This is a genomic window from Streptomyces sp. AHA2 (assembly GCF_036857595.1).
Taxonomy (GTDB): domain Bacteria; phylum Actinomycetota; class Actinomycetes; order Streptomycetales; family Streptomycetaceae; genus Streptomyces.
The window spans coordinates 22,664-39,965 of the sequence record NZ_JAUQWJ010000001.1 but is presented as its reverse complement, the minus strand read 5'-3'; the positions used below and the strand labels follow the sequence as shown (position 1 = coordinate 39,965).

Here is a 17,302-nt window from a genome sequence, read left to right as displayed (position 1 = left end):
CCCCGGTGTGATCGCGTGTTGGACTACGCGGGCGATCGTTGTCCGATCCGCCGCATCCTCCGACCTGTCGATCGTCCGGAAGGACCACCGTGCACGCGAAGCCCTCACTCCCCTCCCGCCGTACCGCCCTCGTCGTGGGCGCGGCCGCCGCCCTCACCCTGGGCGGCGGCACGGCTCGGGCCGCGACCGGCGCCGGCGGCGTCACCGCCCGGCTGAGAGAGCTGGAGCAGGAGCACACCGCACGGCTGGGGGTGTACGCGCGGAACCTGCGCACGGGCCGGACGGTGGTGTACCGGGCCGGCGAACGCTTCCCGATGGCCTCGCTGTTCAAGACACTGGCCGCCGCGGCCGTCCTGCGCGACCTCGACCGCGACGGCACGTTCCTGGCCCGGCGGATCCACTACACCCAGGACTACGTGACACGGTCCGGCTACTCCCCGATCACCGGGAAGAACGTCGCCACCGGGATGACGGTCGGTGAACTGTGCGACGCCACCATCCGGTTCAGCGACAACACGGCCGGCAACCTGCTGCTGGAGGAGCTGGGCGGGCCGACGGCCGTCACGCGCTTCGCCCGCTCGGTCGGTGACCGCGTCACGCGGCTGGACCGCTGGGAGCCCGAGCTGAACTCGGCCGAACCGTGGCGCGAGACCGACACGACCTCCCCGCGGGCCATCGGCCTCACCTACGCGCGTCTGGTGCTCGGCGACGCGCTGAACCGACGGGACCGGGCACGGCTGACGGACTGGATGCTCCGCAACACCACCAGCAACGAGAAGTTCCGCAAGGCCCTGCCCGCCGACTGGCTGATCGCCGACAAGACCGGCGGCGGGCGCTACGGCGGCAACAACGACGTGGGCGTCGTGTGGCCGCCGGACGGTCCGCCGATCGTGCTGTCGGTCCTCACCACCCAGCCGGAGGAGGACGCCCCCGCGGACAATCCGCTGGTGGCCCGGGCGGCCGCACTGGTGGCGGCGGAACTCGTCTGAGGGCCGTGGGGCCGCTCCCTCGGCCGTGAGGGCGGACGCCTGCCGGATCAGGTACTCCGGCCCGGCGGCAGGGATGTGCCGCGTCCGTCCGGGGGAGAATTCCGGTGAGGCCCACCTCGTGAGGGAGGTCCCCCATGCCGCTCCGCTCCGGCAAGGTGCCGCGGGACGCCGTGCGCCACCCGCTGTTCGCCCGCTGCTACGCCCGGGTCAGCGTCACCGCCGAGACCAGGATGGGGCTGGGCCGTGTCCGCGAGCGGCTGCTCGGCGGGCTGTCCGGGCGGGTGATCGAGATCGGGGCGGGCAACGGCCTGAACTTCGCACACTACCCGGGTACGGTCGCGGAGGTCGTGGCGATCGAGCCGGAGCGCCGGCTGCGGCAGCTGGCGGTCGAGGCGGCACTGCGCGCGGACGTCCCCGTGGACGTGGCGCCGGGGGTTGCGGAGGCGCTGCCGGTGAAGAGCGAGGGCTTCGACGCGGCCGTGGTGTCGCTGGTGCTGTGCAGCGTGCGGGACGTGCCCCGGGCGCTCGGGGAGCTGCGGCGGGTGCTGCGGCCGGGCGGTGAGCTGCGGTTCTTCGAGCACGGCCGGGGCGGCGGCCGGGCCATGGCCGGCACGCAGCACGTCCTGGACCGGACGGTGTGGCCGCTGGTGAGCGGCGGCTGCCACGTGTCGCGGGACCCGGTACGGGCGCTGCGGGAGGCGGGCTTCGAACTGGGCCCCTACCGACGCCTGCTGATGCCGGAACAGGGCCCGGTGCTGCCCACGTCGTACTGCGCCCTGGGCACGGCCTGGCGCCCGACGGACACCTGACGCCCGGCGGCACCGGCCTGATCCGAAGCTCCGAGGGGACGCATCGGCGGCCGGGACCGTGCACGAGTCCGCCCTGCCGTGGCAGCCGGCATGAGGAAGGCAGCACTGTCCGGCGCGGCGAAAGGGAGACTCCGCCGCCCGTGAGGATTTCGGGTGTGGGGTGGGTCACATTAGTCTCGGCAGGGACGACGTAGGGCCGGGGGTCGCACCCCCGGGCGGGTGCGGTGGGGCGTGCCCGTGTGACGCGAGGAGGCGTTGTGTCCACACCTGCCGCGGAGCACGCTCCCGGCCTCGCGCCGGCCGACGGGTTCGCGGCCCGGGCCCGCGGCCTGACCAAGGCGTACGGCTCGGGCGAGACGGCCGTGCTCGCGCTGGACTCCGTGGACGTGGACATCGTCCGCGGCCGGTTCACCGCGGTCATGGGCCCGTCCGGTTCCGGCAAGTCCACGCTGATGCACTGCCTGGCCGGGCTCGACACGGTCTCGGCCGGTCATGTCCGGCTCGGCGACACGGAGATCACGGGGCTGAAGGAGCGCGACCTCACCCGGCTGCGCCGGGACCGGATCGGCTTCATGTTCCAGTCGTTCAACCTGATCCCCACGCTGAACGCGCTCGAGAACATCACCCTGCCCATGGACATCGCGGGCAGGAGGCCCGACGAGGAGTGGCTGGCCCGGGTCATCGACGCCCTGGGCCTGCGCGACCGGCTGCGGCACCGCCCGTCGCAGTTGTCGGGCGGGCAGCAGCAGCGCGTGGCGTGCGCGCGGGCACTGGCGTCCCGGCCGGAGCTGATCTTCGCGGACGAGCCGACGGGCAACCTCGACTCCCGGGCCGGCCTCGAGGTGCTGGGGTTCCTGCGGGAGGCGGTGGACCGGCTGGGGCAGACCGTCGTCATGGTGACCCACGACCCGGGCGCCGCCGCCCACGCGGACCTCGTGCTCTTCCTCGGGGACGGCCGGATCGTGGACGAGATGCCGCGGCCCACCGCGGACGCCGTGCTGGAGCGGATGAAGCGGTTCGACGTGGTGCGCTCCCGGTCCGGGGACGCCCCGGCGGCGGGCCCGGAGAGCTGACGCCGTGCTCCGGGCGACCCTGAGGAGCTTCCTGGCCCACAAGGGACGGCTGCTGCTCTCGGCGCTCGCCGTCGTGCTGTCCGTCGCGTTCGTGGTGGGCAGCCTCATCTTCTCGGACACCGTCGGTCACACCTTCGACCGGCTGTTCGCCTCCACGGCGGCCGATGTCACGGTCAGCCCCCGGAAGGACCTCGACGAGGCGGTGCCCTCGGGGCGGACGGCCACCCTCCCGGCGTCGCTGGCCGAGCGCGTGCGCCGGATCGACGGGGTCGCCGCGGCCCGGGCCGACGTCGAGGTCTCGGGCCTCACGGTCGTCGACCGCGACAAGGAGCCGGTGAGCCCGACCACCGGCGCGCCCGCCCTGGGCAACGCCTGGAACCCCAACGAGCGCAGCCCGGTGGAACTGGCCACCGGCCACGCCCCGCGCGGCCCCGGCCAGGTGCTGGTCGACGAGGAGACCGCGAGCCGCAGGAACGTGCGCATCGGCGACACCCTCACGGTGATCGCACCCTCGGGCTCGTTCGCGGCCCGGGTGGTCGGGATCGCCGGCTTCACCACGACCAACGCCGGTGCCGCCCTCTTCTACTTCGACACCCCGACCGCCCAGACCAGACTGCTGGGACGGCCGGGACTCGCGACGAGCATCTCCGTCGACGCGGCGGCCGGAGTCGGTGACGAGCAGCTCGAACGGCGGGTCGTGGCCGCGCTCGGCCCGGGCGCCTACGACATCAGGACGGCCGGTGAGCAGGCGAAGTCCGACGTCGAGAAACTGGGCGGCTTCCTCGACGTCATCAAGTACGTGATGCTGGGCTTCGCCGGGGTCGCCGTCCTGGTGGGCGTGTTCCTGATCGTCAACACCTTCAGCATGCTCATCGCACAGCGCACCCGGGAGCTGGGGCTGCTGCGGGCCCTGGGGGCGGACCGGCGTCAGGTCCGCCGGTCCGTGCTCACCGAGGCCCTGCTGCTCGGCCTGGCCGGCTCCACGCTGGGGCTGGCCGCGGGCATCGGGCTCGCGGCCGGGCTGATCGCACTGCTGGGGCTGCTGGGCACGAACATCGACGCCGGCGAGATGCAGATCGGCTGGGTGACGCCGGTGTCGGCCTACGCCGTCGGTCTCGGGGTCACGTTCGTCGCCGCGTACCTGCCGGCGCGCCGGGCCGCGAACGTCTCGCCGATGGCGGCGCTGTCGGACGCCGAGGTCGCCGGGGTGGGCCGGCCGCTGCGGGTGCGGGCGGTGGCGGGCGCGGTGGCCGGGGCGGCCGGGGCGGCGGCGCTCGTGGGCTGCGCGGTGGCGGACCGCACGGCGTCGGCGGCGTCCCTGCTGGGCCTCGGGGTGGTGCTGAGCCTGGTCGCGACCGTGATCGCCGGTCCACTGCTGGTCCGCCCGGTGATCCGCGTGCTCGGCGGCGCGTTCCCCGCCCTGTTCGGTCCGGTCGGCCGGATGAGCCAGCGCAACGCCCTGCGCAACCCCCGGCGCACCGGCGCGACCGCGGCCGCCCTGATGGTGGGTCTGGCCCTGGTCGGCGGGATGTCGGTGGCCAGCGAGTCGATGACGGCCTCGTTCGACCGGCAGATCGACAGGACGCTGGGGGCCGACTTCGTGGTGCAGAACACCAACTTCCTGCCGTTCCCGGCGGAGGTCACCGACGCCGTACGCGGCACCGAGGGTGTCGGCCTGGTGGTGCGCGGCCGGTTCACCCCGGTCGCGGTGCGCCTGCCGGACGGCGATCGCGTGGAGACCACGGCGGCGGGTTACGACCCCCGGCTGGACGACGTCGCCGACATCACCTACACACGCGGCGACTCGGCCGCCGCCCTCGCCCCCGGGCACCTGGCCATGGACCGCGACTTCGCCCGCGATCACGGTGTGCGGGTCGGCAGCACCCTGCCGGTCGAGTTCCAGGGTGGGCGCCGGGCCGAACTGACGGTCGGTGCCCTCACCGACCAGGACGCCGCCGAGGGCTTCGGCACGCAGGGCGGGCTCTACTTCGGCCTCGGCACCCTGGAGCGGTACGCGCCGGGCGGTCAGGACTCCGCCCTGTACGTCAACGCCGCCCCGGGCACCGGCGACGACCGCCTGCGCGCGGACCTGGACAAAGCCCTCGATCCCTACCCCCAGGTGCAGGTGCGCGACCTGGCCGACTACAAGCGACTGGTCCGCGATCAGATCGCGGTGCTGCTGTACCTCGTGTACGCGCTGCTGGGCCTGGCGATCGTCATCGCGGTGCTCGGCGTGGTCAACACGCTGGCCCTGTCGGTCGTCGAGCGCACCCGGGAGATCGGGCTGCTGCGGGCGATCGGGCTGGCCAGGCGCCAGCTGCGGCGCATGATCCGGCTGGAGTCGGTGGTGATCGCGGTGTTCGGTGCCGTGCTGGGCCTGGCGTTGGGGCTGGTGTGGGGCGTGTGCACGCACGAGGTGCTGGCCCTGCAGGGCATGACGGCTCTCGCGATCCCGTGGTTCACGATCGTCGCGGTGGTGGCCGGTTCGGCGGTGATCGGCGTGGTGGCGGCGCTGCTGCCGGCGCTGCGGGCCTCGCGCATGAACATCCTGGCGGCCGTCGCGCACGACTGAACCCGCGTGGGGGCGGCGCAGGCGTCCGCATCGTGAAACGACCTGTCCGTGCCCGCCGTTCCTGCTGTGATCGTCCGCATGGACGACTTGCGCATCAGGGCGGCGACCCCGGACGACCTCGACGCCGTGCTGGCCTTCTGGAAGGTCGCCGCCGAGGGCACGAGCATCAGTGACGACCGCGGCGGCGTGGAGCGGCTCCTGGCGCGTGATCCCGGGGCGCTGCTCCTGGCCGAGACCGGAGGCGGCACGGCGGGCACCGTGATCGCGGGCTTCGACGGCTGGCGCTGCCACCTGTACCGGCTGGCCGTGCACCCCGGCCATCGCCGCCGGGGCGTGGCGACGGCCTTGCTCGCCGCCGCCGAGGAGCGGTTCGCGGCACTCGGCGGGCGCCGGTCGGACGCGATGGTGCTGACCCGGAACCGAACCGCTCATCGCGCGTGGGAGGCCGCCGGCTACGCGGCCGAGGAGCAGTGGCGGCGGTGGGTGAAACCCCTCGCCGACGGGGCCGTCTGAGCGGCGGCCGAGGGACTTCGCACATCCTTTGCTCGTGTCGGGCCACTCGGTTCTGCATGAAAGGTTGTGAGCGTCCGCCCATGGGCGAGCCTCCCCGCGCGTACACCGCCGTCCTGGAGAACCATGGAACGGGGGTGAGCCGATGACCGAAGTGCTTCTGCTCCTGGCGGCGATCGCGCTGTCGCTGGCCTGCGGCGCCTTCGTGGCCGCCGAGTTCTCCCTGACCACGGTCGAGCGCGGCGAACTCGAACGTGCCGCGGAGCGCGGCGAGCGCGGTGCGCAGGGCGCGTTGAAGGCCGTACGGAACCTGACGTTCCAGCTGTCCGGGGCGCAGCTGGGCATCACCGTCACCAACCTGGTGGTCGGCATGCTCGCCGAACCGTCGATCGCCGCGCTGATCTCCGGGCCCCTGGAGGACCTCGGCATCTCGCGGTCGGCCTCGCGCAGCGTGGCGCTGGTGATCGGCACGGCCCTGTCGACGGTGTTCCTGATGGTGGTCGGCGAGCTGGTGCCCAAGAACTGGGCGATCTCCTCGCCGCTGGCGGTGGCCAAGACGGTCGGCAACGCCCAGCGCGGGTTCAGCGCCGTGTTCCGGCCGTTCATCACCCACCTGAACAACACCGCGAACCGGGTCGTGCGGCGCATCGGCGTGGAGCCCGCCGAGGAGCTGGCCTCGGCGCGCGGACCGCAGGAGCTGGCGGCGCTGGCCCGGCACTCCGCGAAGGAGGGCGCCTTGGAGCCGGACACCGCCGAGCTGTTCGTGCGGACCCTGAACCTCGCCGACCTGACCGCCGAGAACGTGATGACGCCGCGGGTCCAGGTGGTCGCCCTGGAGGTGCAGGCCACCCTGGAGGACGTGGCGAACGCGACCCGGGCCACGGGGTTGTCCCGCTTCCCCGTCTACCGCGGCACCCTCGACTCGGTCGTCGGGACGGCCCACGTCAAGGACGTGCTGACGGTGCCCGCCGAGCGCCGCCCCCGGATCCACGTCTCCGAGATGATGCGCGAGCCGCTGCTGGTGCCGGAGAGCCTCACCGTCGACCGGCTGCTGGACCGGCTCTCCGGCAGGCGCACGATGGCCGTGGTGATCGACGAGTACGGCGGCACCGCGGGCGTGGCCACGCTGGAGGACATCGTCGAGGAGGTCGTCGGCGAGGTGCGCGACGAGCACGACCCGCACGAGACGCCCGACCTCGCCCCCGCCGGGACGGACGAGAGCGGGCACGCGCTGTACGCGGCCGACGGCGCCGCCCGCGTGGACCATCTGGAGCGCGTCGGCCTGCGCGCCCCGGAGGGGCCGTACGAGACGCTGGCCGGCCTGGTGGCCGCCACCCTGGGCCGGATACCGGCGCCCGGCGATCTGCTCGAGGTCTCGGGCTGGCGGATGGAGGTCCTGGACGCGACGGGCCGCCGGGCGGCCCGGGTCATGCTGCGCGCGCCCCTCGACGACGTCAGGCCCGAGGAGAAGGGGGCGGAGCTGTGACCGCCGTCCAGTTGCTGATCGGCCTGGCGACGCTCGTCGTCAACGCGTTCTTCGTCGGGGCCGAGTTCGCGCTGATCTCGGTCCGCCGCAGCCAGATCGAGCCCTACGCCGACCGGGGCGACCGGCGCGCCAGGAGCGTGCTGTGGGGCCTGGAGCACGTGTCCGCGCTGATGGCGGCCGCGCAGCTCGGCATCACGCTGTGCACCCTGGTGCTGGGCGTGGTGGCCGAGCCCGCGATCGCGCACCTGCTGGAGCCGGCGTTCCACGCGGTCGGCGTCCCCGAGGGGGCGGGGCACGCGGTGTCCTTCGTGATCGCCCTGACCGTGGCGACGTATCTGCACATGCTGCTCGGCGAGATGGTCCCGAAGAACATCGCGCTCGCCGAGCCGGTGCGCAGCGCGCTGGCGCTCGGCCCGCCCCTGGTGGCGCTGTCCCGGGCGCTGCGGCCGGTGATCTTCACGGTGAACGCCTTCGCGAACGCGCTGCTGAAGCTGTTGCGGGTGGAGGCCCGGGAGGAGGTCGCGGCCTCCTACTCGGACGCGGAGATCGCCCAGATCGTGAAGGACTCGGGCGAGGCCGGGCTCATCGACGACCGCGCCCGGGAGCGGCTGCACGACGCCCTGGAGCTGGGCCGGCGCCCGGTGCGCGACGTGGTGATGCCGCTGGAGCGCGTGGTGTACGCCAGCGTGGGCATCACGCCCGAGGGGCTGGAGCGGCTGTCGGCCGAGTCCGGGTTCTCCCGCTTCCCGGTGGTGGACGAGGGACGGCGGATCGTCGGCTACCTGCACGTCAAGGACGCCCTGGAGGCGGCCGGGCGGGACGTCCCGTTCCGGCTGCGGGACATGCGGTCCATCGCGCGGGTGCGGGAGGCGACCCCGCTGGACGACGTCCTCACGGCGATGCGGGGCAGCCGTACGCACCTCGCGGCCGTCCTCGGTGCGGACGGCCGGCTGGCGGGGCTGGTGACGATGGAGGACGTGCTGCGGGAGCTGTTCGGTCAGCGGGCGTGAGGCGGCGGCCGCACCTGCCGCGGCGGAGACCGGTGGCAGGCCGGCAGTGGCCGGTCCGAGGCCGGCAGTGGCCGTTCCGGCACCGGTGACGGCCGGTCCGCTGTCCGGTCCCGAGGGCGACCGACTGCTGGGTATGTGCACGGGATACCATTTCCGTCGCCATGCAGACGAACCCCACCTACACCAGCCTGGTCGCACTCGGCGACTCCTTCACCGAGGGCATGTCGGACCTGATGCCCGACGGCACCTACCGGGGCTGGGCCGACCTGCTCGCCGGCCGGATGGCGACCTGTACGCCCGGCTTCCGCTACGCCAACCTGGCGGTGCGCGGCAAGCTGATCCGGCAGATCGTCGAGGAGCAGGTGGACGTGGCGGCCGCCATGCAGCCCGACGTCGTCACACTGGTCGGGGGCCTCAACGACACCCTGCGGCCCAAGTGCGACATGGGGCGGGTGCGCGCGCTGCTGGAGGAGGCCGTGGAGAAGCTGGCCCCCTCCTGCAAGCAGCTCGTGCTGATGCGCAGCCCGGGCCGCCAGGGGCCCGTGCTGGAGCGGTTCCGCCCGCGCATGGAGGAGCTGTTCGCCTGCGTCGACGACCTGGCCGCCCGGCACGGCGCGCTCGTCGTCGACCTGTACGGCGCACGCTCGCTGAGCGATCCGCGGTTGTGGGACGTGGACCGGCTGCACCTGACGGCCGAGGGCCACCGCCGGGTCGCGGAGGCCGTGTGGCAGGCGCTCGGCTACGAGCCGGAGGACGCCGACTGGCACGCTCCGATGCCGGCCACGCTGCCGCCGGGCTGGGTCAGGCGCCGGGTCGCGGACGTGCGCTTCGCGCGGCAGCACCTGCTCCCGTGGATCGGCCGCCGTCTCACGGGCCGCTCCTCGGGTGACGGCCTGCCCCCGAAGCGGCCGGACCTGCTGCCCTTCGAGGACCTGGCATGAGCACCCCGTCGACGTGGTGACGGCCGCCGCGCGTCCCCGCGCTGTGGCGCGCGTCTCGTCGCTTCCGACGAAGGCACCCGTGCGGCCGGCCTGCACGAATCGCCAGTAGAATCCGTCCACGTGACTTCCGCTCCCGCCAAGCCCCGCATCCCGAACGTCCTCGCCGGACGCTACGCCTCCGCCGAGCTCGCCACGCTCTGGTCGCCCGAGCAGAAGGTGAGGCTGGAGCGGCAGCTCTGGCTCGCCGTGCTGCGCGCCCAGAAGGACCTCGGCATCGAGGTGCCGGACGCGGCGCTCGCCGACTACGAGCGGGTGCTCGACACCGTCGACCTGGCCTCCGTCGCCGAGCGCGAGAAGGTCACGCGCCACGACGTGAAGGCGCGGATCGAGGAGTTCAACGACCTCGCCGGGCACGAGCACGTGCACAAGGGCATGACCTCCCGCGACCTCACCGAGAACGTCGAGCAGCTGCAGATCCGGCTCTCGCTGGAGCTGATGCGCGACCGCACGGTGGCGGTCCTGGCCCGCCTCGGCAGGCTGGCCGGCGAGTACGGCGAGCTGGTCATGGCCGGCCGCTCGCACAACGTGGCCGCGCAGGCCACCACCCTCGGCAAGCGCTTCGCCACCGCGGCCGACGAGCTGCTCGTGGCGTACGGCCGGGTCGAGGAACTCCTCGGGCGGTACCCGCTGCGCGGCATCAAGGGCCCGGTCGGCACCGCGCAGGACATGCTGGACCTGCTGGGCGGGGACGCCGCGAAGCTCGCCGACCTGGAGCAGCGCATCGCCGCGCACCTGGGCTTCTCCCAGGCGTTCACCTCCGTCGGCCAGGTCTACCCGCGCTCGCTGGACTACGAGGTCGTCACCGCGCTGGTGCAGCTGGCGGCGGCTCCCTCCTCGCTGGCGAAGACGATCCGGCTGATGGCCGGGCACGAGCTGGTCACCGAGGGCTTCAAGCCGGGTCAGGTCGGCTCCTCGGCCATGCCGCACAAGATGAACACCCGCTCCTGCGAGCGCGTCAACGGCCTCATGGTCATCCTGCGCGGCTACGCCTCGATGACGGGCGAGCTGGCGGGCGACCAGTGGAACGAGGGCGACGTGTCCTGCTCGGTGGTGCGCCGCGTCGCCCTGCCGGACGCCTTCTTCGCGCTGGACGGTCTGCTGGAGACGTTCCTGACGGTGCTGGACGAGTTCGGCGCGTTCCCGGCGGTCGTCGCCCGGGAGCTGGACCGCTACCTGCCCTTCCTCGCCACGACCAAGGTGCTCATGGGCGCCGTGCGCGCGGGTGTCGGCCGGGAACTCGCCCACGAGGCGATCAAGGAGAACGCCGTGGCCTCCGCGCTGGCGATGCGCGAGCAGGGCGCCGAGCGCAACGAGCTGCTCGACAAGCTGGCCGCCGACGAGCGCATCCCACTGGACCGCGGTCAGCTGGACGCCCTGATGGCGGACAAGCTGTCCTTCACCGGCGCCGCGGGCGACCAGGTGGCCACCGTCGTCGCCCGGGTCGAGGAGATCGTGAAGCAGCACCCCCGGGCCGCCGGCTACACGCCCGGCGCGATCCTGTGACGCGTCGCCGCTGATGCCGCGCTTCACCCCCGAGGAGCTGGAGGCCGCCCGCGACCGCGTCGTGCCCGACGTGGTCGCGGAGGGCCTGCACGTGCTGTTCTGCGGGATCAACCCGGGGCTCATGACCGCCGCGACGGGCCACCACTTCGCCCGCCCGGGCAACCGCTTCTGGCCCGCGCTGCACCGGTCCGGCTTCACGCCGAGGCTGCTGAAGCCCGCCGAGCAGGAGGAGTTGCTGTCGTACGGGCTCGGCATCACCAACGTCGTGGCGCGGGCGTCCGCCCGGGCGGACGAACTGAGCGCCGAGGAGTACCGGGAGGGCGGGCGGCTGCTGGCCCACAAGGTGGAGCGGCTGCGTCCGCGCTGGCTGGCGGTGGTGGGCGTGACCGCGTACCGCGCGGCGTTCGACGACCGCAAGGCCCGGGTGGGGCCCCAGGAGCGCACGATCGGGGACACGCGCGTGTGGGTGCTGCCCAATCCGAGCGGGCTGAACGCGCACTGGACGCTGGAGACGATGGCGCAGGAGTTCGCCCGGCTGCGGGAGGCCGCCGAGGTTGCCGCCCCGGCGGAGGATCCGTCCCTGTGATCCCGGGCCCCGACCGGGGATCCGTCTTTCCGGCCCCGTCCGCTACGGAGGATCCGTCTGCGTGACCAGCGCGAGCAGCCGGACCGCGTCCGACGGGTCGCGGTCGGCGACCGCCACGGCGACCCAGCGGCCGGTGCCCTTCACCTCCCACAGGAGGGCCACGCTCGCCCGCTGACTCAACTCGGCCCACGGCCGGGGTATCTCCTCCCGCTCGGTGCGCAGCAGGACCGTGAGCAGGTTGTACGGGTCCGCGTCGCCCCAGCGGGAGGCGAGGACCTCGTGGACGGCGTCGCGGTCCTTCTCGAACTGCCCGACCGTCACCGCGCGCAGCGCCGGGTCGCCGTCCCCCGCGGTCGCCAGCACCGCGGCGTGGTGTCCGGGCCCGGAGACGCCGACGTCCGACGGGCCGTGCTCCGCCGGGAAGGGGCGGTGGCACAGCTCGTCGATGAGGGCGATGTGCTGTGCGATGTCCATGAGTCCAGTAAACCCGCCGCCACTGACAGTTGGCGGGGCGTCATCCGGCCGGTCGGCCACCCGGGGTGGCGAACTCCTCGGCGAGACCGGCGACTTCACCGCCGGGCAGGACGACGACCGGGTCCTTCGGCCCGTTCGGGACCGGCTGGGACCATGGCGGGCATGATCCGCATGCTGCGTCCGTTCACGCGGGCGGTGACCTACACGCGTTGGCTGCACCTGTGCATGGCGATCGTGTGGCCCGCCCTGTGGCTGTTCGTCGACGAGGCGTGGTGGACCGTGGCCACGGCGGCGGTGCTGCTCGGGCTCGCGGGTCTGGTGCCCGCGGCACGCCTCGTGGAAGGCTTCCAGGCCCGGCTCCTGCTCACCGGCCACCGGCAGGGCCCCGAAGACGTCCGGATCGCGGCCACGCCGTCGGCCACCTGGGCGGACCGCGGACGGACGGCGGTGTGGCTGGAGACGCGGCTGCTGCTCGGTGTCTCGGTGTCGCATCTCTCGGTCCAGCTCCTCCTCCTGACGGCGGATCTGGTGTCGGCCGCACTGGACGGTGGACGCGCGGGCGGTGCCTGGCTGCCCGTCGGGAACCCGCACTGGTGGCATGCCCTGCTCGCGCCCGTGCCCGTGGTGCTGCTGGCGGTGACCGTGGTGCAGTCGGGGCACCTGGCCACCGCGCTCGCCGTGCGTCTGCTCGGCCCCTCCCCCGCCGAGCGGATCGCCGCACTGGAGGAGCGGACCGAGCAGCTGCTGGAGCGCACCAGGATCGCCCGTGAGCTGCACGACTCCATCGGGCATGCCCTCACCGTCGCCGTGCTGCAGGCGGGGGCCGCTCGGGCGGCGGGCGATCCCGCGTATACCGAACGGGCGCTGCGCGCCGTCGAGGAGACCGGCCGGGCCGCCCTGGAGGATCTGGAGCGGGTGCTGGGCGTGCTGCGTGAACCGGAGAAGGCGGGCGGCGGCAGGCCGACCCTGGCGGACGCGGAGCGGCTGCTGGAGTCCGCGCGCGCCTCGGGCGCGAAGGTGGACGCCCAGGTGACCGGACCGGTGGACGCACTGCCCGGGCCGGTGTCCCGGGAGGGCTACCGGATCCTCCAGGAGTCGCTGACCAACGTGCTGCGGCACGCGGGCGCGGTCCCGGTGCGCGTACGGGTGGTCGTCGCCGGCGGCACGCTGGTCCTCGCGGTGCGCAACCCCCTGCCGGTCGCGGCGCCTCCGCCCGGGCGCGGCAGCGGCCTGCGCGGCATACGCGAGCGTGCGGCCCTGCTGGGCGGCCGGGCCACCACGGGGCCCGACCGCGGCGACTGGCAGGTGCGTGTGGAGCTTCCGTCGGGTGATCTACGCTGATCCGGTGCCGGTCACCGTCCTCCTCGTCGACGACGAGCCCCTCGTGCGCGCGGGCCTGCGGGCCGTGCTGGAGGCGCAGCCGGACATCGAGGTCGTCGGGGAGGCCGCGGACGGGGCGGCGGTGCTCCCGCTGGTGCGGCGGAGGCGGCCGGACGTGGTCGCCATGGACGTGCGGATGCCGCTGCTGGACGGCATCGAGGCCACCCGGACCCTGCTGCGGCTGCTCGACGAGCCCCCGCGCATCCTCGTGGTGACGACCTTCGAGAACGACGAGTACGTCTACGAGGCGCTGCGCGCCGGAGCCGACGGGTTCCTGCTGAAGCGCGCCCGGCCGGCGGAGATCGTTCACGCGGTGCGGCTGATCGCCGAGGGCGAGTCACTGCTGTTCCCGGCCTCGGTGCGGCAGTTGGCCGCCGCGCACGGCGACGGCGGGAACCGGGCCGCGCGGGCCGCGCTGGAACGGGCCCGGCTCACCCAGCGTGAGGCGCAGGTGCTGCGGCTGATGGCGCGCGGGCTGTCGAACGCGGAGATCGCCGCCCGGCTCGCGGTCGGGACGGAGACCGTCAAGACGCACGTCAGCGGCGTGCTGGCGAAGCTGGGGGCGCGGGACCGCACGCAGGCCGTGATCGCCGCCTACGAGTCGGGGTTCGTCGCGCCGGGCTGACCACCGCATCCTGGTGCCCGCCCCTCGCCGGGGAGGGCCGGGCCAAGTACGATCCGGCCAACACGCGCACGACCTGGGAGGACGGACGGTGGGGCGGCTGACCGGCGGGGACCCCTCGCTGCTGCGCAGGATCAACTCCGCGGTGGTGCTGCACGCGTTGCGTGCCACGGACTGCGCGACGCTGACCGAGATCACCCGGGTGACGGGGCTGTCCCGGCCGACCGTCGAGGGTGTCGTGGAGGGGCTGATCGAGGCCGGGCTGGTCGTGGAGAAGGCCGCGGAGGAGGGTGCCGCGCGGCGGCAGGGGCGGCCCGCGCGGCGGTTCCGGTTCCGGGCGGAGGCCGGACACCTGCTCGGGCTGGAGATCGGGGCGCGCCGGGTGGCGGCGCTGCTGGCGGACCTGGACGGCCGGGTGATCGGCTCCCAGGCCCGGGACGTCCCGGAGACCGCGGAGGCCGACGAGCGACTGGAGCGGCTGCGCGGGGCCGTCGCCGAGCTGCTGCGCCGGGCGGGTGTGGCCCGCGGCTCGCTGCGGGCGGTGGGAGTGGCGACGCCCGGGATCGTGGACGCGGACGGCACCGTGCGGCTGGGCACCGCGCTGCCCGGCTGGACGGGGTTGCGGCTGGGCGAACGGCTGAGCCGGTCCTTCAAGTGCCCGGTGCTGGTCGAGAACGACGCCAACGCGGCGGTCGTCGCCGAGCACTGGAAGGGCGCGGCGGTCGAGACGGACGACGTGGTCTTCGTGCTGGCCGGTCTGAGTCCGGGCGCCGGTTCGCTGATCGGGGGACGGCTGCACCGCGGCTACGGCGGGGCCGCCGGGGAGATCGGCGCGCTGCACCTGCTGGGCCGGGAGGTCACCCCCGAGACGCTGCTGTCGACCACCGACGAGCCGCTGCCGCCGCTGGACGAGCAGGCGGTCGCCGGGGTCTTCGCCCAGGCCCGTCGGGGCGACCAGCGGGCCCGGGCTGCCGTCGACCGGTTCCTGCAGCGCCTGGTCCACGACGTGGCGGCCCTCGTCCTCGCCCTCGATCCCGAGCTGGTCGTCATCGGCGGCTGGGCCGCGGGCCTGGACGGTGTCCTGGACCCCCTGCGCCGGGAACTGGCCCGCTACTGCCTGCGCCCGCCGCAGGTGGCCCTGTCCCGTCTGGGAGACGCGGCGGTGGCGACCGGAGCGCTGCGGCTCGCGCTGGACCACGTGGAGGAGCAGTTGTTCAGCGTGGAGGGCACGACCACGCCGCGCCGCTGACGGGACGGGAGGGGAGGGGGCGGTCCGGGAGCGGCGGCTTCAGGAGGCCTGGCGCTGCGGGCCGTCGTGGATCTCCACGCGCCCCGCGTCGCCGAAGGTCAGCCGGCAGGTGTCGGCCCGGTAGGTCGCGACGGACAGCGCGGCCGTGCGCCCCGCCGTGACGAACCTCGTCGTCACGACCAGCACGGGCGCACCGGGAAGCCGGTCCAGCTCGCGGGCGTCGTCCGCCCCGGCCGATCCCAGCTCCACCGCGTTCTCCTGCCGGTCCAGTTCCAGGCGCTGCAGCTCGCGCAGGACCGCACGCGCGCGGGCGGCCCCGGAGGGGGCGTCGATGCCGGAGAGCTCGGGCACCGAGGTCTCGGGGATGTAGAGCAGTTCGGCCGCGACCGGGCGGCCGTGGGAGACACGGAAGCGGCGCACGACGTGCACGGGCTCGTCGTCGCGGGTCTCCAGTGCCTCGGCGACGGGGGCGGGGGGTACCGCGTCCGTGCAGTCGACGGGCTGCCAGGCGTCCTCCGGGCCGCCGGGCCAGGTGTGCGGGCCGGTGCCGAGGGAGACGCCCATGCGGGGCGGTGCGACCGTCGTGCCGACGCCGCGGCGGCGCTGCAGCCTGCCTTCCAGTTCGAGCTGCTCCAGGGCCTGGCGGAGCGTGGCGCGGGCGACGCCGAAACGGGCCGCGAGGTCGCGCTCGTTGGGCAGGATCTCCCCCACCGCGAAATCGGAGTCGAGCGCTTGGCTGAGCACGGTCTTGAGGTGCCAGTACTTCGGCTCCGGCACCGGTTCCAACTGCGTGGTCCCCACCCTGTCCTCCGCAATCGCCGTGGTCGGCTTCGTTTTAGCGCCCTTGTTTATTAAAGGTTGTTGCACTTATCTGCGACCATAGGGCGGCCCTGATGCTTGGTCAAGACCAATGCGGGAGCGTTCACGGCGCGTTGACACACGCCGCGCCGGGGCCACCGGGCGCCCCCTAGGCGGCGGGCAGTGTCCGCAACTTGTCCGGATTGCGGACCACGTACACGGCCTGGACGCGGCCGTCGGCCACCTCGAGCTGGAAGACCGCGTCGGGCTTGCCGCCGGACAGGACGAGCACCGCCGGGCCGCCGTTGAGTTCCAGGTGGCGGACCGAGAAGTCCTCGACGCCCTTGCGCGCGGCACCGACGAGGAACCGGCCGACCTTGTCCGCGGTGTGCAGTACCCGCAGCGGTGCCCGCGACTTGCCGCCGCTGTCCCCGACGAGCCGGACGTCCGGCGCGAGCAGGGCCATCAGCCCTTCCAGGTCCCCGTCGGCCGCGGCGGCGAGGAACCGCTCGGTGAGGTCACGGCGCTGGGCGGGGTCCACCTCGTAGCGGGGCCGCCGCTCCTCCACGTGCTTGCGGGCCCGCCCGGCCAGCTGGCGCACGGCCGCTTCGCCCCGGTCGAGCATGGCGGCGATGTCGGCGTAGGGGAAGCCGAAGGCCTCGCGGAGCACGAACACCGCGCGCTCCAGGGGGGAGAGCGACTCCAGTACGACGAGGACGGCGAGGGAGACGGAGTCGGCGAGCACGGCCCGCTCGGCGGTGTCCGGGACGGTGTCGCCGAAGTCGGTGACGTACGGCTCGGGCAGCCAGGGGCCGATGTAGGTCTCGCCGCGGGACTTGATCCGGCGCAGCCGGTCGACGGCGAGGCGGGTGGTGATGCGCACGAGGTAACCGCGCGGATCGCGCACGTCGCCGCGGTCGGCGCCCGACCAGCGCAGCCAGGCCTCCTGCACCACGTCCTCGGCGTCGGCCACGCGCCCCAGCATGCGGTAGGCGACACCCAGCAGGACGGGTCGGTGCGCTTCGAAGACGTCGGTGGCGGTCTCGGTCGTCACGGTTCCATCCCAGCCCACCGCCGCTGCCCTGTCCAGACGGAACCGGATCTTCCCGGACACGTTGGCCGACAGGAGGCAGGTGGCCGGCGGGACGGCTCCTTCAGGAGCTCACCGCCGTCGACCGGGGGTGAGCGTGGAACCGGGCCGGGTGTCCGGATGGGCACCACGCCTTCGTCCGTGGGGCGA

The 17,302-nt window shown here is 74.0% G+C and carries 16 protein-coding genes; 13 read left to right on the top strand and 3 right to left on the bottom strand.

Annotation, left to right across the window (positions count from 1 at the left end; translation table 11 throughout):
- The first annotated feature begins 89 nt into the window (after positions 1-89).
- The 10 genes from bla to mug all read left to right on the top strand — a co-directional run bounded on the left by bla (position 90) and on the right by mug (position 11,539).
- Positions 90-989 (top strand): class A beta-lactamase, encoded by a 900-nt coding sequence (gene bla, locus Q5694_RS00195; RefSeq protein WP_333929867.1) that lies wholly within the window; start codon positions 90-92, stop codon positions 987-989.
- Between the two features lie 134 nt (positions 990-1,123).
- Entirely contained in the window at positions 1,124-1,798 is a 675-nt protein-coding gene (locus Q5694_RS00190; protein ID WP_333929866.1) for a class I SAM-dependent methyltransferase, read from the top strand.
- Positions 1,799-2,055: 257 nt separating this feature from the next.
- Entirely contained in the window at positions 2,056-2,871 is an 816-nt protein-coding gene (locus Q5694_RS00185) for an ABC transporter ATP-binding protein (protein WP_333929865.1), read from the top strand.
- Between the two features lie 4 nt (positions 2,872-2,875).
- Positions 2,876-5,443 (top strand): ABC transporter permease, encoded by a 2,568-nt coding sequence (locus tag Q5694_RS00180; RefSeq protein ID WP_333929864.1) that lies wholly within the window; start codon positions 2,876-2,878, stop codon positions 5,441-5,443.
- Between the two features lie 78 nt (positions 5,444-5,521).
- On the top strand, positions 5,522-5,956 hold the full coding sequence (locus tag Q5694_RS00175) for a GNAT family N-acetyltransferase (protein WP_333929863.1): 435 nt from the start codon (positions 5,522-5,524) through the stop codon (positions 5,954-5,956).
- A gap of 142 nt (positions 5,957-6,098) precedes the next feature.
- The gene (locus tag Q5694_RS00170; RefSeq protein ID WP_333929862.1) at positions 6,099-7,439 is read left to right on the top strand and encodes a hemolysin family protein; all 1,341 of its coding nucleotides are present in this window, start codon (positions 6,099-6,101) and stop codon (positions 7,437-7,439) included.
- Positions 7,436-8,449 (top strand): hemolysin family protein, encoded by a 1,014-nt coding sequence (locus tag Q5694_RS00165; protein WP_333929861.1) that lies wholly within the window; start codon positions 7,436-7,438, stop codon positions 8,447-8,449. Before Q5694_RS00170 ends, Q5694_RS00165 begins: the two co-directional genes overlap by 4 nt.
- Positions 8,450-8,610: 161 nt before the next feature.
- Positions 8,611-9,390, top strand: coding sequence for an SGNH/GDSL hydrolase family protein (locus Q5694_RS00160; protein ID WP_333929860.1), 780 nt, complete (start codon positions 8,611-8,613; stop codon positions 9,388-9,390).
- Between the two features lie 120 nt (positions 9,391-9,510).
- The gene (purB, locus tag Q5694_RS00155) at positions 9,511-10,953 is read left to right on the top strand and encodes an adenylosuccinate lyase (protein WP_333929859.1); all 1,443 of its coding nucleotides are present in this window, start codon (positions 9,511-9,513) and stop codon (positions 10,951-10,953) included.
- A gap of 13 nt (positions 10,954-10,966) precedes the next feature.
- Positions 10,967-11,539, top strand: a complete 573-nt coding sequence (gene mug / locus Q5694_RS00150; protein ID WP_333929858.1) for a G/U mismatch-specific DNA glycosylase — start codon at positions 10,967-10,969, stop codon at positions 11,537-11,539.
- A 42-nt stretch (positions 11,540-11,581) separates the two neighbouring features.
- Here the strand turns inward: mug and Q5694_RS00145 are convergent, their stop codons facing one another.
- Positions 11,582-12,013, bottom strand: a complete 432-nt coding sequence (locus tag Q5694_RS00145; RefSeq protein ID WP_333929857.1) for a hypothetical protein — start codon at positions 12,011-12,013, stop codon at positions 11,582-11,584.
- Positions 12,014-12,175: 162 nt separating this feature from the next.
- Here Q5694_RS00145 and Q5694_RS00140 point away from each other — a divergent pair, with 162 nt between their 5' ends.
- The 3 genes from Q5694_RS00140 (at position 12,176) to Q5694_RS00130 (ending at position 15,264) form a co-directional block, all read left to right on the top strand.
- Positions 12,176-13,354 carry a sensor histidine kinase gene (locus tag Q5694_RS00140; RefSeq protein ID WP_333929856.1) on the top strand — a complete coding sequence of 393 codons (1,179 nt, stop codon included), beginning with the start codon at positions 12,176-12,178 and terminating at the stop codon, positions 13,352-13,354.
- Between the two features lie 4 nt (positions 13,355-13,358).
- Positions 13,359-14,018, top strand: a complete 660-nt coding sequence (locus Q5694_RS00135; RefSeq protein WP_333929855.1) for a response regulator transcription factor — start codon at positions 13,359-13,361, stop codon at positions 14,016-14,018.
- 88 nt (positions 14,019-14,106) lie between these two features.
- On the top strand, positions 14,107-15,264 hold the full coding sequence (locus tag Q5694_RS00130; protein WP_333929854.1) for an ROK family transcriptional regulator: 1,158 nt from the start codon (positions 14,107-14,109) through the stop codon (positions 15,262-15,264).
- Between the two features lie 39 nt (positions 15,265-15,303).
- Here the strand turns inward: Q5694_RS00130 and Q5694_RS00125 are convergent, their stop codons facing one another.
- Both Q5694_RS00125 and Q5694_RS00120 read right to left on the bottom strand, forming a co-directional pair.
- On the bottom strand, positions 15,304-16,065 hold the full coding sequence (locus tag Q5694_RS00125) for a GntR family transcriptional regulator (protein WP_333929853.1): 762 nt from the start codon (positions 16,063-16,065) through the stop codon (positions 15,304-15,306).
- A gap of 166 nt (positions 16,066-16,231) precedes the next feature.
- Entirely contained in the window at positions 16,232-17,116 is an 885-nt protein-coding gene (locus Q5694_RS00120) for an RNA polymerase sigma-70 factor (protein WP_333929852.1), read from the bottom strand.
- Positions 17,117-17,302 lie beyond the last annotated feature (186 nt).